Source organism: Exiguobacterium sp. LL15, from assembly GCF_024436095.1.
Lineage (GTDB): Bacteria > Bacillota > Bacilli > Exiguobacteriales > Exiguobacteriaceae > Exiguobacterium_A > Exiguobacterium_A indicum.
Window position 1 is genome coordinate 634,269 of sequence record NZ_JANFNX010000001.1, and the last position, 14,349, is coordinate 648,617.

The 14,349-nt window shown below is 47.7% G+C and carries 12 protein-coding genes; 9 read left to right on the plus strand and 3 right to left on the minus strand.

The window, feature by feature from the left end; all coding sequences use genetic code 11:
* The first annotated feature begins 14 nt into the window (after positions 1-14).
* Positions 15-1,037: a phenylalanine--tRNA ligase subunit alpha gene (gene pheS / locus NOM72_RS03075; protein WP_035396564.1), complete on the plus strand. Its 1,023-nt coding sequence runs from the start codon at positions 15-17 to the stop codon at positions 1,035-1,037.
* Between the two features lie 12 nt (positions 1,038-1,049).
* Complete coding sequence (gene pheT / locus NOM72_RS03080) at positions 1,050-3,446, plus strand: phenylalanine--tRNA ligase subunit beta (protein ID WP_255997757.1); 2,397 nt, start codon at positions 1,050-1,052, stop codon at positions 3,444-3,446.
* Between the two features lie 64 nt (positions 3,447-3,510).
* On the opposite strand, the gene NOM72_RS03085 is transcribed toward pheT, so the two are convergent.
* Positions 3,511-4,698 carry an MFS transporter gene (locus NOM72_RS03085; protein WP_255997758.1) on the minus strand — a complete coding sequence of 396 codons (1,188 nt, stop codon included), beginning with the start codon at positions 4,696-4,698 and terminating at the stop codon, positions 3,511-3,513.
* A complete protein-coding gene (locus NOM72_RS03090) occupies positions 4,695-5,123 on the minus strand; it encodes a MarR family winged helix-turn-helix transcriptional regulator (protein WP_023469008.1) in 429 nt (142 codons plus the stop codon). The genes NOM72_RS03085 and NOM72_RS03090 overlap by 4 nt, the downstream gene beginning before the upstream one ends.
* Positions 5,124-5,380: 257 nt before the next feature.
* On the opposite strand from NOM72_RS03090, the gene NOM72_RS03095 reads away from it, so the two are divergent.
* Complete coding sequence (locus tag NOM72_RS03095) at positions 5,381-6,847, plus strand: UDP-N-acetylmuramoyl-L-alanyl-D-glutamate--2,6-diaminopimelate ligase (protein WP_023469007.1); 1,467 nt, start codon at positions 5,381-5,383, stop codon at positions 6,845-6,847.
* Between the two features lie 22 nt (positions 6,848-6,869).
* Here the strand turns inward: NOM72_RS03095 and rnhC are convergent, their stop codons facing one another.
* On the minus strand, positions 6,870-7,790 hold the full coding sequence (rnhC, locus tag NOM72_RS03100; RefSeq protein ID WP_023469006.1) for a ribonuclease HIII: 921 nt from the start codon (positions 7,788-7,790) through the stop codon (positions 6,870-6,872).
* 120 nt (positions 7,791-7,910) lie between these two features.
* Between rnhC and zapA the strand changes: the two genes are divergently transcribed.
* The 6 genes from zapA (at position 7,911) to NOM72_RS03130 (ending at position 14,325) form a co-directional block, all read left to right on the plus strand.
* Complete coding sequence (gene zapA, locus NOM72_RS03105) at positions 7,911-8,147, plus strand: cell division protein ZapA (RefSeq protein ID WP_029342308.1); 237 nt, start codon at positions 7,911-7,913, stop codon at positions 8,145-8,147.
* A 3-nt stretch (positions 8,148-8,150) separates the two neighbouring features.
* Positions 8,151-8,699 (plus strand): CvpA family protein, encoded by a 549-nt coding sequence (locus NOM72_RS03110; RefSeq protein ID WP_023469004.1) that lies wholly within the window; start codon positions 8,151-8,153, stop codon positions 8,697-8,699.
* A 46-nt stretch (positions 8,700-8,745) separates the two neighbouring features.
* Positions 8,746-10,461: a DNA polymerase/3'-5' exonuclease PolX gene (gene polX / locus NOM72_RS03115; RefSeq protein WP_255997759.1), complete on the plus strand. Its 1,716-nt coding sequence runs from the start codon at positions 8,746-8,748 to the stop codon at positions 10,459-10,461.
* Positions 10,462-12,828 carry an endonuclease MutS2 gene (locus NOM72_RS03120; protein WP_055968740.1) on the plus strand — a complete coding sequence of 789 codons (2,367 nt, stop codon included), beginning with the start codon at positions 10,462-10,464 and terminating at the stop codon, positions 12,826-12,828.
* Positions 12,829-12,838: 10 nt separating this feature from the next.
* Positions 12,839-13,246, plus strand: coding sequence for a DUF350 domain-containing protein (locus NOM72_RS03125; RefSeq protein WP_023469001.1), 408 nt, complete (start codon positions 12,839-12,841; stop codon positions 13,244-13,246).
* Positions 13,247-13,431: 185 nt separating this feature from the next.
* Complete coding sequence (locus NOM72_RS03130) at positions 13,432-14,325, plus strand: YitT family protein (RefSeq protein WP_023469000.1); 894 nt, start codon at positions 13,432-13,434, stop codon at positions 14,323-14,325.
* The last annotated feature ends 24 nt before the right edge of the window (positions 14,326-14,349 follow it).

Here is a 14,349-nt window from a genome sequence, read left to right on the forward strand (position 1 = left end):
AAGGAGTGGGAAAGATGCGCGAGCAATTAGAAGCATTACGCGATGAAGCGTTGACATTAGTCGATCAGGCAACAACACAAAAAGATCTCAATGACGTCCGAGTCAAGTATCTCGGGAAAAAGGGACCAATCACAGAAGTATTACGAGGAATGGGAAAGTTATCAGCGGAAGAACGACCAGTTGTCGGTGAGATCGCAAATACGGTTCGTCAAGCAATCCAGGAGCAATTGGAACAACGTCTGACAGCTGTCAAACAACAAGAAATGGATGCGAAACTGGCAGCGGAAGCAATTGACGTTACGTTACCAGGACGTCCGAAAAAGGTCGGTCATGCGCACCTCTTGCAACAGGTGACGGATGAGATCGAAGACATCTTCGTCGGACTCGGTTATACGATTGCGGAAGGTCCAGAAGTCGAGCAAGATCTGTTCAACTTCGAGATGTTGAATTTACCGAAGGATCACCCGGCACGTGATATGCAAGACTCGTTCTACATCACGGAAGAAATTTTGATGCGAACGCATACGTCACCGGTCCAAGCACGGACGATGCTCGCTTCTAAAGGTGAACCGATCCGCATTCTCTGCCCAGGTAAAGTCTATCGTCGAGACGAAGATGATGCGACGCATTCGCACCAATTCATGCAAGTCGAAGGACTCGTCGTCGGAGAATCGATTTCGATGGCAGACTTAAAAGGAACGCTTGAAGCCTTCGCGAAGCAGATGTTCGGTGAAGCACGTGAAGTCCGCTTACGCCCAAGTTTCTTCCCGTTCACGGAGCCGTCCGTCGAAGTCGACGTCTCGTGCTTCAAATGTGGCGGTAAAGGATGCAACATCTGTAAACAGACGGGATGGATTGAAATTCTGGGCGCTGGAATGGTTCATCCTCACGTGCTCGAAATGGCCGAATATGATAGCACGAAAATGTCAGGTTTCGCATTCGGGATGGGTATCGAACGGATTGCCATGTTGAAATACGGTGTCGATGATATTCGCCACTTCTATACGAATGACGTTCGCTTCAGCGAACAGTTTTAAGGGGGAACGCAGATGTTAGTCTCAAAACAATGGTTGAACGAATATGTGGATGTCAGTCATACATCAGGACAAGATTTGGCTGATTTGATTACAAAGAGCGGAATCGAAGTCGAAGGCGTAGATGTCCGGGATGAGGCGTTGAACAACATCGTCGTCGGACGTGTATTAACGAAAGAAAAACATCCAGAAGCAGATAAATTGAATGTCACGACGGTCGACATCGGGCAAGACGAACCGGTCCAAATCGTGTGTGGTGCACCCAACGTCGAAGCCGGACAAGATGTCATCGTCGCACGCGTCGGAGCTCGCCTGCCAGGTATTAAAATCAAACGTGCTAAATTACGAGGTGTCGTCTCAGAAGGGATGATCTGTTCACTCGAAGAACTCGGATTCGAAAAGAAATATATCCGAGAAGATGAGCAGGACGGGATCCATACGTTCCGTGAACCAGTCACACCAGGACAAGACGTTTTGGAGTTACTCGGTCTACGTGATGAAATCCTCGAACTTGGATTAACGCCGAACCGGTCGGACTGCCTCAGCATGTATGGTGTCGCATACGAAGTGGCGGCGCTTTACGATACGACACCGACTTTCCCGGTCGTTGAAGTCAACGAAGCAGAAACTACGACGGCAGTCGACGTGACGCTTGATTCAGAGGACTGCCCGTTCTACGCGGCACGAGAAATTCAAGGCGTCACGATTCAAGAATCACCGACTTGGTTAAAAAACCGCTTGATCGCGAACGGGATTCGTCCGATCAACAACGTCGTCGACGTTACGAACTTCGTCTTACTCGAGACAGGTCAACCGCTTCATTCATTTGATGCTGAAAAACTCGGAAAACGGATCGTCGTGCGTCAAGCGCACGCAGGAGAGTCGTTTACGACGCTCGACGAAGTCGAGCGTCCGCTCGATTCTTCGATGCTCGTCATCACTGACGGTGAACACCCGGTCGCGCTTGCTGGTGTCATGGGCGGAGCGAATACCGAAGTCGATGAAAACACGACATCGATCATTTTAGAGTCTGCTTATTTCGCACCGATTTCTGTCCGGAAGACGAGCCGTGTTCTTGGACTCCGTTCGGATTCAAGCGCGCGCTTCGAAAAAGGCGTTGATCCACGTCGTGTCTTGTTAGCACTCGATCGGGCTGCAACTTTGATTGCTGAACTCTCGGGTGGAACGGTTCAGGCTGGTGTCGCTCAAGCAGGAACGCTCGAGCTTAACGATCACTTGATTGAAGCGAGTGTCTCGTACATCAATCACCGTCTTGGTATGGAGATTGAAGGAACGGTCATGCAAACGTTACTCGAACGTCTTGGTCTCGGTGTTGAATTATCGGGTGATGCCTTGACAGTTAGCGTACCAACTCGCCGCCAAGACTTGAAAATTCCAGCTGATTTAGCGGAAGAAGTCGCTCGTCTCTACGGATATGATGCACTGACTTCAAGCTTACCGTCTGAAGCGAGCCGTGGTTTCTTACCAAAACGGAACATTCACCGTCGTCATTTACGCCGGACATTGCAGGGAGCAGGTCTTTCGCAAGCCATCACGTATTCATTGACGAGCGAACAACGCGCGATGCAATTCAATGAACGAGAAGATTTGCATCCGGTCAAATTGGCGATGCCAATCAGTGAAGCACGTTCGACACTGCGGACGTCACTCATTCCGGGACTCCTTGAAGTCGCGCAGCATAACGTCGCACGACAGCATGCCGATGTCGCGTTTTATGAACTCGGCAGTGTTTATCTGCAACGGGATGCGTCACTTGAGACACTCCCGATTGAACAAGAAATGATCGGTGGCGTCGCAGTCGGTGTGTCAGAACAACACCGTGCGCACGGAACGCTCGTCAAAACAGATTTCTTCGTCATGAAAGGAATCGTCGAGACACTCGCTTCTGCAGTTGGTGTTACGTTGACGTTCGAGGCAGCGAGCATTCCATCGATGCACCCAGGACGGACGGCGCGCATTTTGCTTGACGGAGAAGCGATCGGATTCGTCGGTCAAGTGCATCCTGGTCTGTCAAAAGAACAGTATGGTCTAAAAGAAGTGTACGTCTTTGAATTAGAGGCGATGGCACTACGTTCGAAAGAAGAGCAGGTCTACTCGGAAATTTCACGTTTCCCATCAATGACACGCGACTTAGCAATCGTCGTCGAGCGATCAGTGACGGCGCAATCCATCGTCGATGTCATGACGGAAGCAGCCGGTCCACTTCTTCAGACGATCGAATTGTTCGATGTCTACACGGGTGAGAACGTTGGAGAGAATGAAAAATCATTCGCTTTCTCCCTCCGTTATCAAAACAAAGAACGGACGTTAGTCGATGAAGAAATCACGACAGCGCAACAGCGAGTCGTAGATGCAGTGAAAGAAACGTTCAATGCGGAACTTCGCGCATAACCAGGATAAACAAACAGCCGCTTTCCTTTCAGAGGAAGGCGGCTGTTTTCGTTTGACGACAGATTCAAGAAGCAAGTTCTTCTGTTTCAGATGACGCAGCTTGTCGTTTCGTAAAGGTGAAATACAGTAGACCACTTACGAGAACGATCAGACTACAGGACAAGAACATATTGGAATAGCCGATACCGCTTGCGACAGAAGCAAGAATCAAGGCACCGATTCCAAAACCTGTGTCGTAAGCAAGGAAAAAGGTCGAGATGGCTTTCCCTTTCTGTGCAGGAGGTGCGAAATTCAAGAGGACGGTTTGAAGGCCCGGGAAGATGGAAGCAGAACCGACTCCAATAATGACGGCTGCAAGCAATAAACCGGCAAACGAAGGATACATGCCGAGAATGACAAAGCCTATCATATAAAGAACATACGATGGCAACAACACGAATGCAGCTCCTCGCTGATCAAACAATTTTCCTGCAATCGGTCGAATCCCGACCATCCCGAGAGCGACTAATGCATAAAAATAAGAAGCATATGCGACATGTCCGATCGAGTCCGTATACAGTGAGATAAACGCTGATGTACTAGAAATCGCAACGCCTGCCAACAGAGTTGCTATCAACAAAAGCGGACGTGATAAGAAGAGGGACTGACTTAAACGAAACGCGGACGTGCTTGGAATATGTTGACTCGTCAGCGGTAGACGCATCATTAACAACAAGGCGATGACTGCTAGGGCAGCAACTGTCACGAAGTACAGAACGAATGCTTTTTCTTGAACAAAGGTTAGACCAATGACAGGACCGAGGACGGATGCCAAGTTCATCGATAGGACGAAATAGCCCATCCCTTCACCTTGACGTGTTTTTGGAATCAATGTCGTAACGGCGAGACTGATCGAAGAAGATAACATTCCGAAACTAAACCCGTGGATGATACGAATAACGATTAAATAGAAGAATGATTCCAGTGGTAGGACAAGCAAGTAGCAGAGGCTCATTAATGTAAAGAGACTTGCAGAGACCATTAAGACACGCTTTAAATCATAACGATCTAACCAGTGACCGATCAGTGGACGAGAACAGACGGTTGCCAGGATGAAACTCGTCACGATCCACCCGAGTGCTGAAGCGGAGACTGGAAACTGTTTAGCAGCGAGTAAAGGAAGTGAGGCATTAAGTAGATAAAACGTGATGAAGAGCAATAGGTTAATGATCAGCGTCATGACGTAATGACGCGAGAATAACCGAGTGGTCATGAAGATTCCTCCTGTCGATGTAGAGTAAGTAGGTGCGTCATCCACTCACCAAGCTGTTGCTGATCGGTGAGGGAGAAGGAGGCGAGTAAGCGTTGGTGGGTCTCTTGGACCGCAGCATCGATTTGGTCGAACCGTTCAATGGCTAAAGGTGTCAATGAGACAAAGTGTGTTCGTCCTTCTTTTATCCGAGTGATGAAACCAAGCGTCTCAAGACGTGAGACGGTTTTCGTCACAGCTGGTTTTTCAATGATTAAGTAATCGGCCAGTTGGACTTGTGAGACAGGTTGTAGTAATGCAACTGCTTTTATTAGTGCCCATTGACCCGTATGTAACGAGTAGGGAAGCAAGGTAGCATCAATCTCTCGTTTTACGAGACGTGAGACTTTTGATAGTTGTCCGAGTACATCTTCTTGTGTGTAAAGCATCCTATTTCTCCTTTTAGTTAACTAGTTAACTTTAAGAGTGTATCAAAGCTGATTAATAGGTGCAAGGGAAGAAACGCTCATTTCGAGCATTGAAGAGAATAATTTTCTAGCATGATAAAAGATTAAGCAGGTCTTAAAGCGGGTATGTTCCGTAAAAGAGTATTTGATTTACTTGAAACAATGGATACGACTGTTTATGTGATTGGTTCACTAATTCATCTTGACATAGAGAAGAGACAAGAAGGGAAGAGTACATCATGAATCGACTAGCGAAGCTTCTGAATGAACTATTACCACTCACTATAAAGGAAGCAATCAATCCACTCATTACGAATATCGCAACCGATTCGCGACAAATCACACCTGGCGGATTATTCATCTGTATCAACGGCTACACGGTTGATGGTCACGATTATATCAATCAGGCAATCGAGAACGGGGCTGTGGCGATTTTAGCTGAACGATCGTTTCCGGATTGCCCGATTCCCGTCATTACCGTGCCGGATACGAAACGACTTGCGGGTCAAGTCGCGAATCGCTTTTACGATCAACCGAGTCAAAAGATGCGTGTCTACGGTGTAACCGGAACAAACGGAAAAACGACGACGACGAAATTGGCGTATGATCTCTTTCGAGCAACAGGTGTGAAAGCCGGCATGATCAGCACGGTCGGTGCACGAATTGACGAGGAACTCATTGAGACGCCGAATACGACGCCTGAAGCCATCATCTTACATCGACTGTTATATGAAATGGTTGAAAAAGGCGTGACGGATTGCATCATTGAAGTGTCTTCTCACGCACTAGCCGAAGGTCGAGTCGAGGGAGTGTCTTTCCACTCGGCAGCATTTACGAACCTGACGCATGATCATCTGGATTATCATCATTCAATGGAAGATTACGCCAAGACGAAAGCGTTGTTGTTTCAACAAGTCGCTGCGTCAAATGGTCGGACCATCGTCTTGAATCGAGAAGATGGTTGGAGTCGCGTCATGCGAGAAGCTGCGCCTTTGCAACCCGTTATCTGGTATACGACGAAACCCCACCGAACGTCACAGATTGCGGTCGAATGGCTGACGGATACCGTCAATGTGCGGATTGACGAGACGACAACACGTGTGCCGACAGCTTTACTAGGTGAGTTCAATGCAGCGAATTTAGCGGCAGCGATGGGATTGTTGCGGGCAGGCGATGCCAACCTCTATACGTTGATTCGTCATATTCCAGAACTGGAATTGCCGAAAGGACGACTCGAACGACTGGACTGGGCACCTTGTGAGATTTATATCGATTATGCCCATACACCGGATGGTCTAGAAAAATGTTTGCAGGCACTCACTTCTTCCGGAGAGTCGCTATCGGTCGTCTTAAGTGCAGCTGGAGAGCGTGATCGAACGAAACGAGCGGAGATGGGGCGAATCGCAAGTAAATATTGTGAACACATCATCGCAACGGTCCATGATGCGAGGACAGAGAATCCGGATCGAATCATCGAAGAGTTAATCGTCGATATTTCACGTGAACATTTAGTAGGGTGTCATACATCCCGTCACGAAGCGATTGTACAAGCAGCGCATTTGGCGCACGAAGGGAAACGAATCGTCATTGTCGGGAAAGGTCATGATGAGGTAGAACGAATCGGTACAAAAACGATTCCTTTTAATGAAAAACACATACTGCTTGCGGAATTAGAACGACTGTCTGAAGGGAAGTCCGTCATTTAAAAAACCGACCATTCCGTTAAGGTCATGGTCGGTTTCGTTTCGCAGCTAGTTGTTGTGCCTTTTTCGTATTCGCAAAATGGGCTTTCGTCCAGTCACGAAGTTTGTCAGCTCCATAACGTAAAATCAGTGAGGCAGCGACTTGATCCACTTTAGCACCAGCACCTTTCGGAATGACGACACCTGTTGTTTCACTCAACTTGTCCATCTCCTTCAAAAAGATGGCGCGAGCAATGATCGAGGAGGCAGCGACGGCGACATGGAGTTGTTCCGCCTTGGTCGAGAAGTAGACATTTTCTCGAACGGGATTGATGACACCAGACAAGTGTTTATAGTAAACGGTCTTTTCAGCAAACTGATCTATCAAGATCGCTTCTGGTTTCGTCTCCAGTTTGTCAAGAAGTCGCTGCAGGACATCATTATGCATCAGGGCAGTCATCTTTCCTTGTGTCATCGTGCGTTGCATTTGATTGTATTCTGGATTGTGTAGGATACGATATGTGTACGGAATGACGGCATGAAGATCACGGGCGATCTTTCGAATCTCCGTGTCATTCAAGTGCTTGGAGTCACGTACACCCAGTTCTCGAAGGAGTGCAATCTGCTTTCGATCAACGAAGGAAGCGACGACGACGAGTGGACCGAAGAAATCGCCTTTTCCAACTTCGTCACTGCCAGCGACTGACCATTCTGCAAAACCATTTGGTAACGTTGAAACAAGTGGTTCCTTCGATTTAGTCGGTGTAGCCGTGCCGAAGCGTGAAGCGATCGTTTCGGCTTCTGTTCCTTGAAACATCACTTTTCCAGAATTGTAAATCGTGATGACACATCCGGGTACTTTAGCGGCGAAACGAGCATACGGTGGACTCTTCGTCTGTCCTTGTTTAAACTCTTGTATGACGAGATCTTGCTTTTCTTTAGATAAGCGTAAAACGATAGTTCCCACGAGATAACCTCCCTTTCCGGGATTAAGCATACCATCCTTAAGACCGATGGGGGACTTCTTTTCCTAAAACGAAAATGATGGTACTATATGAAAGAAGCAAAGTATGAGGAGGACAGAAAAATGGCTGATTCAGAAGGGTTGAACCGGACGACGATTCATATCGCAGGCAATGATTATACGATTGTCGGAACGGAGTCGCCAGAACACGTACGCGAAGTGGGTCTCCTCGTCGATACGAAAATTCGAGAAATCCGAGAACAAGCACCACAACTCGACGTTCGTCAAATCGCCGTCCTAGCGGCGCTTAATATTGGTAGTGATTACGTAAAAATAAAAAAGAATTTGGGTGAACTATAAACTATGATTTCTTTCGTTATCTTATTACTTCTCGCCTTAGGCATCATGACAGGTGTCCGACGGGGAGTCGTATTGCAGGCCGGGCATTTGCTCAGCCTGATCATTTCCTTCATCGTCGCCTTGTCGTTCTATGAGGAACTGGCGACGAAATTCCGTTTGTGGGTTCCATATCCGTCGACGCTGGATGATGCGGGAATCGATTTGACGATGTTCGCAATTCCAAGTTCAGCACGACTCGATGAAGTGTTCTATAAAGCCTTTTGGTTCGTCGTCCTGTTCTTCGGTACAAAAATCATCTTAGCGATCTTATTGTCGATGTTTGATTCGTTGACGAATGTCCCGATCTTAAAACAAGTCAAAGGATTATTAGGTGGCGTCTTCGGCTTCATCGAGATGTATATCTTCATCTTCTTGCTCTTGTTCTTAGCGGCATTCGTTCCGATTCAGTCGATACAGGATGCGATCGCAGACTCTAGTTTGGCAAGCTTCATCATCCAACATACACCGCTCCTTGCGAATTGGCTGATGGACAAAGTTGGATTGATAAAATAAACATGCTCCCGTTAAATGGGAGCTTTTTTTGAGGGGAGAATTGCACATGCGTACGATTCAAGATGCAATGCGTCACTTGGAACGAATCTCAGTCTATCTAGAGGTTAAAGGGGAAAATCCGTTTAAGATCAATGCTTTCCGAAAAGCAGCAAGTATCCTCGAAGCATCCGATGCTGACTTCATGGCAATCGAGGATTTCACGGCGATGAAGGGGATTGGTAAAGGAACGGCCGCTGTTCTTGAGGAGTACCGGGAAACGGGAACGAGTACGGCACTGACGGAACTCGAACAAGAAGTACCGGAAGGACTGATCGCTTTACTAAAGATCCCAGGTCTTGGTGGGAAGAAACTTGCTAAATTGCATGAAGTCGGCGTCATTGATGCGGATTCCTTTGCAGAGAAATTAGCGGATGGTACAGTCGAAACGATGCCTGGATTCGGTAAGAAGACGGTCGAAAAGTACGTCAAAGCGCTCGAAACGTTTGAAACACGACCGGAACGACTACCGTATGGTGTCATGCGGAAGGTCGTTGCGGAATTAAATCAGACCCTTGCGTCGTTCGATGAAATCATTCGCTTCGAAGTTGGTGGGAGCTTCCGCCGAGCAGAAGAGACGTGCAAGGACCTTGATTTCATCCTCTCGACGAACGAACCGGATCGGATCAAGGAGCAACTATTGGAACTGTCGCTCATCGATGAAGTCATTGCTGCCGGCAGTACGAAAGTATCACTCGTCTTAAAACGAGACGTCCATTATATCGCGGTTGATTTCCGAATCGTCGATGACGCGGCGTACGCGTCAACGTTACATCACTTCACGGGTTCGAAGGGTCACAATGTCCGGATGCGTCAACTTGCCAAAGAACGGGGAGAGAGCATTTCTGAATATGGCGTTGAGACCGAGCGAGGATTAGTGCAGCCGAAGACGGAAGAAGAATTGTTTGCGCGGTACGACTTACCGTTCATCGCACCTGAATTACGAGCAGGGCGTCAAGAGTTCGAGCAGGATTTGTCACGCCTTTTGACGGAACAGGATATCCAAGCAGATGTACACATGCATACGACATGGTCAGATGGAACATTATCTGTTGAAGAATTAGTCGATGCGTGTGCTGCACGAGGGTATACATGGATGGCGATCACCGACCATAGTAAGTATATGAAGTTCGTCAATGGATTGACGGAAGAGCGTCTACGTGCGCAACGTGTCGAAATCGAAGCAGCACGCAAGAAACATCCTGAGATGACGATTTTATGTGGCGTCGAGATGGATATCTTGCCTGATGGGTCGCTCGATTATGAAGATGATTTCTTAAAAGAGATGGATTACGTCATTGCCTCGATTCACTCGAAATTCGATCAGACGGAAGAAGAGATCATGCAACGGCTTGAGAATGCGTGTCGTAATCCTTACGTTTCTCTGATTGCCCATCCGACAGGACGAATCATCGGTAGACGAGAGGGCTATGCCGTTAACGTTGATCGCTTGATCGAACTAGCAGCCGAGACAGGAACAGCGCTTGAGATGAATGCAAACCCGGCACGATTCGATTTGACGGCAAGTTCCCTAGCAAAAGCGAAGGTTGCTGGTGTGAAAATTTTGATCAATACAGATACACACCGACCAGAAATGTTAGAAGATATGAAACTTGGAGTCCTCCATGCACGTAAAGCCTATTTGGAGGCGTCTGATGTCATCAATACGTGGAGTGCCGAAGCAGCACTTGCTTTCTTCGGTCGAAAACGTTTAGGAGTGGATTAAATGAATGCCAACGCATTACGCGTCTTAGAATATGAGAAGTTAAAAGAAAACATGTTATCGTTCACGGCAAGCTCACTTGGAGCACAGTTCGTTCGAGCGATGCGTCCGGCGGAAGAGTTCGAGCAGGTCAAGGAATTATTAGCCGTCACGACGGAAGCAACGACGGTTTACCGGTTGCGTGACCGTTATCCGTTCGGTGGATTGACAGATGTCCGCAGTGAAGTGAAACGAGCAGAAATTGGTTCGGTCCTCTCGACGAGTGAACTTTTATCCGTCGCAGACGTCGTTTATTCAGGACGTCAAGTGAAGGCGTTCCAAGAACGATTGCATGAGGATCACCCGGATCTACGATTACCACGACTCGATAGTCGAATCGAACAGATCACGAAGCTCGTTGAGATCGAACAGGGGATTCGTCATGCCATTGACGACCAAGGAACTGTTCAAGATTCGGCAAGTGATAAATTACGAGCGTTACGTAGTCAGTTGCGTTCGCTCGAAGGACAAGTTCGTTCAAAAATCGATAGTGTCTTACGTAGTAAAGCGAAGATGCTGTCTGACGCCATCGTGACGATGCGAAATGATCGCTACTGTGTCCCGGTCAAACAAGAATATCGTCAAGCGTTCGGTGGGATCGTCCACGACCAGTCAGCTTCTGGAGCGACGTTATTCATCGAACCACAAGCCGTCGTTTCTGCGAACAACGAGATTCAAGAAGCACGTTTGAAAGAACGGGCGGAAATCGAACGAATCCTCGCCCAATTATCAGCACTTGTCGGGAGTGTCGGTGACTCGCTGCGCATCAATCTTGATGTATTAGCAGAACTTGATTTCATCATGGCGAAAGCGTTGTATGGTCATCAGATCGGAGCGGTTGAACCACGCTTGAATGAAAATCGCCATATCATCTTGAAGGAAGCTCGACACCCGTTCATCCCGAAAGATGAAGTCGTGCCGATCACTGTCTCGCTAGGTGGCGATTTTACATCACTCGTCATCACCGGTCCGAACACCGGTGGTAAGACAGTTACCTTAAAGACGATCGGTCTTCTGCAATTGATGGTTCAATCAGGACTATACGTACCGGCAGCAGATGAGACGGAGCTCAGTGTCTTCGATGCGATTTATGCCGATATCGGGGATGAACAGTCGATTGAACAAAACTTGTCGACGTTCAGTTCGCATATGACGAACATCGTCTCGATGATGGAGAAAATCGATTTCATGAGTTTGGTGCTGTTTGATGAATTAGGAGCGGGAACGGATCCGACAGAAGGAGCTGCCCTGGCGATCGCGATTCTTGATGAAGTGAAACGGCGCGGAGCACGTGTTGCAGCGACGACGCACTATTCGGAGTTAAAAGCGTACGGCTATAACCGAGAAGGAGTCGTTAACGCGTCGATGGAATTTGATGTTGAATCCCTCAGTCCGACGTATCGCTTACTCATTGGTGTACCGGGACGTTCGAACGCGTTCGAGATTTCAAAACGTCTCGGACTCGAAGACCGGATCATCGATGCGGCACGTGGTCAAATCGGTAGCGACGCACAGTCTGTCGAGACGATGATCGAACGACTGGAAGAGGCGAAACAGCGTGCTGAAACGTTAGAGGCTCAGTTGCTAGAAGAGAAGAAACGACTCGTTGCAGAGCGTGAGCAATTCGAGCAAGAACAAGCCGAGATCCAGGAAGAGAAAAATGAGATTCTGGCAAAAGCGGAAGAAAAAGCAGCACGTGCAGTCGAACGTGCCCAAAAAGAAGCGGAAGGCGTCATTAAACGTTTGAAGGAATTACGAGACGCTGGTGCCGTCAAAGAGCATGAATTGATCGAGGCACGTAAAAAACTTGAAGATGCGAAGCCGAGTCTGCAAGAAAAACGGATCGCTAAAGTTAAAGCGAAATACGATCAAACACCACGTTTTGATAAAGGGGAAGAAGTCAAAGTCACGACCTTCAATCAAAAAGGCTATATCATCAACCAACAGGCGAACGGCGAGTACACCGTTCAAGTCGGCATCATGAAAGTGAACGTCAAACCGGAAGATCTCGCGAAGATCGGCAGTACTCCAAAACGTCCTCAAACAAAAGGGCGTTCTGGTGGTACGAGTGTGACGAAACAATCGGCGCCTTCAGCTGAACTGGATTTACGTGGCGTCCGTGTTGAAGAAGGATTATCGAAGCTCGAACGCTTCATGGACCAAGCTTTGTTATCGAACTACGACCATATTCGTGTTATCCATGGTCTGGGTACGGGAGCGATGCGTCAAGGTGTCCAAGAATTCTTGAAAGGTCATCGTCACGTCAAAGGTCACCGCTTAGGTGGTCAAGGTGAAGGCGGACACGGTGTGACGATCATCGAACTGAAATGAGGAAAGCAGGATGAACATTTTTGAGAACGTCTATGTCTATACGACAGCGCTCTATTCGGTCGCGGGATTACTGATCATTTTAGGACTTGCACTTTTTGAGTTGACAACCCGGTATAAAAACTGGGAACATATCAAGAGTGGCAACATCGCCGTTGCGTTAGCAACAGGTGGAAAAATCATCGGACTCGCCAATATCGTTCATTTCGCTGTTCAAGGGGAAGAACGGGTCGGGTCGATATTTCTTGAAAGTGCTTTTGGCTTCTTACTGTTGATATCGACATACTGGATCTTTGAATTCCTGACACCGAATTTGCCGGTAGACCGTGAAATCGAGAACGGCAACATTGCTGTCGGTATTATTTCATGTGCCTTATCGATCGGCATGTCCTACGTCATCGGATCAGCGTTAGTGGGGTGAATCCGTGTTAGAACGTTTAGCGAAAATCATGTTCGGGGTTTCGATCGCCTTTTTGGTCGTCGGTATCCTTTGGATTGTATTTAATTAAAAGAACCGGTCTTACCGTGTGATCATTCCGTACTGACATCGTTTCAGTACGGAATTTTTATTGGAAGCCACGCCTAATCAAAAAAGGAGGAACGCATATGAACGTACGAAAAACAACAACGGCAGAAACAAGACGCCGTGCTTTTGAAGCAATGCAATTAATTTCTTGGAAGGATATTTTTTGGGTCATCATTGGATCAGCCATTCTTGCCTTTGGCATCAATTACTTTACGATTCCAAACGATTTATCAGAAGGTGGATTGATCGGGATCACGGTCATCTTCTACTACCTCTATGGCTGGGATACGGGACTTGTTTCCCTGATTGCGAACGCTTTGCTGTTCGTCGTCGGTTATCGATTCCTTAGCCGGAAGACGATGCTTTACTCCGTCATCTCGGTCGCCGTCACATCGTTTGTCCTCTCTTCGACAGCAAATCTAGCGACATCATCGGATAGCCGTTTAATTGGTACGGTCTATGCGGGTATTCTGATTGGTGTCGGAATCGGACTTGTTATTCGTGCTGGAGGAACGACGGGTGGGGGTGTGATCATCGCTCGATTGATGAATAAGTATCTCAATCTCAGTATCGCAGTTTCGATGTTCATCATCGACGTCGCAGTCGTCGGCGCATCAGGGTTCCTATTCGGAGAAGAGACGATGCTGTATACGTTGATTGCGATCATCATCGGTTCGTACTTGATTGATCTCGTCAGCGAAGGATTGAATGTCCGCGAAGCGGTCACGATCATCAGTCATCGCCAAGAGGAAATCGCGACAATCCTGACAGAGACGCTCGGCCGTAGTGCAACGGTCATTCACAGTCACGGTCATTTCACGAAACAAAAAAATGATATGTTGTATATGATCGTCGATAAACGACAACTGGCACCGTTGAAACAGATCGTCGAAGCAGCGGATCCCCGCGCCTTCGTCGTCATTCATAAAGTGCGCGAAGTCATTGGAGAAGGATTCACGTATCCATCCCGGTGATGTCTATTAAAAAGCAGTGCTGCT

Bases quoted from the DNA above. Each gene is read 5' to 3' on its own strand.
- pheS (WP_035396564.1), top strand. From the start codon at position 15: ATGCGCGAGCAATTAGAAGCATTACGCGATGAAGCGTTGACATTAGTC.
- pheT (WP_255997757.1), top strand. From the start codon at position 1,050: ATGTTAGTCTCAAAACAATGGTTGAACGAATATGTGGATGTCAGTCAT.
- NOM72_RS03085 (WP_255997758.1), bottom strand. From the start codon at position 4,698: ATGACCACTCGGTTATTCTCGCGTCATTACGTCATGACGCTGATCATT.
- NOM72_RS03090 (WP_023469008.1), bottom strand. From the start codon at position 5,123: ATGCTTTACACACAAGAAGATGTACTCGGACAACTATCAAAAGTCTCA.
- NOM72_RS03095 (WP_023469007.1), top strand. From the start codon at position 5,381: ATGAATCGACTAGCGAAGCTTCTGAATGAACTATTACCACTCACTATA.
- zapA (WP_029342308.1), top strand. From the start codon at position 7,911: ATGGCTGATTCAGAAGGGTTGAACCGGACGACGATTCATATCGCAGGC.
- NOM72_RS03110 (WP_023469004.1), top strand. From the start codon at position 8,151: ATGATTTCTTTCGTTATCTTATTACTTCTCGCCTTAGGCATCATGACA.
- polX (WP_255997759.1), top strand. From the start codon at position 8,746: ATGCGTACGATTCAAGATGCAATGCGTCACTTGGAACGAATCTCAGTC.
- NOM72_RS03120 (WP_055968740.1), top strand. From the start codon at position 10,462: ATGAATGCCAACGCATTACGCGTCTTAGAATATGAGAAGTTAAAAGAA.
- NOM72_RS03125 (WP_023469001.1), top strand. From the start codon at position 12,839: ATGAACATTTTTGAGAACGTCTATGTCTATACGACAGCGCTCTATTCG.
- NOM72_RS03130 (WP_023469000.1), top strand. From the start codon at position 13,432: ATGAACGTACGAAAAACAACAACGGCAGAAACAAGACGCCGTGCTTTT.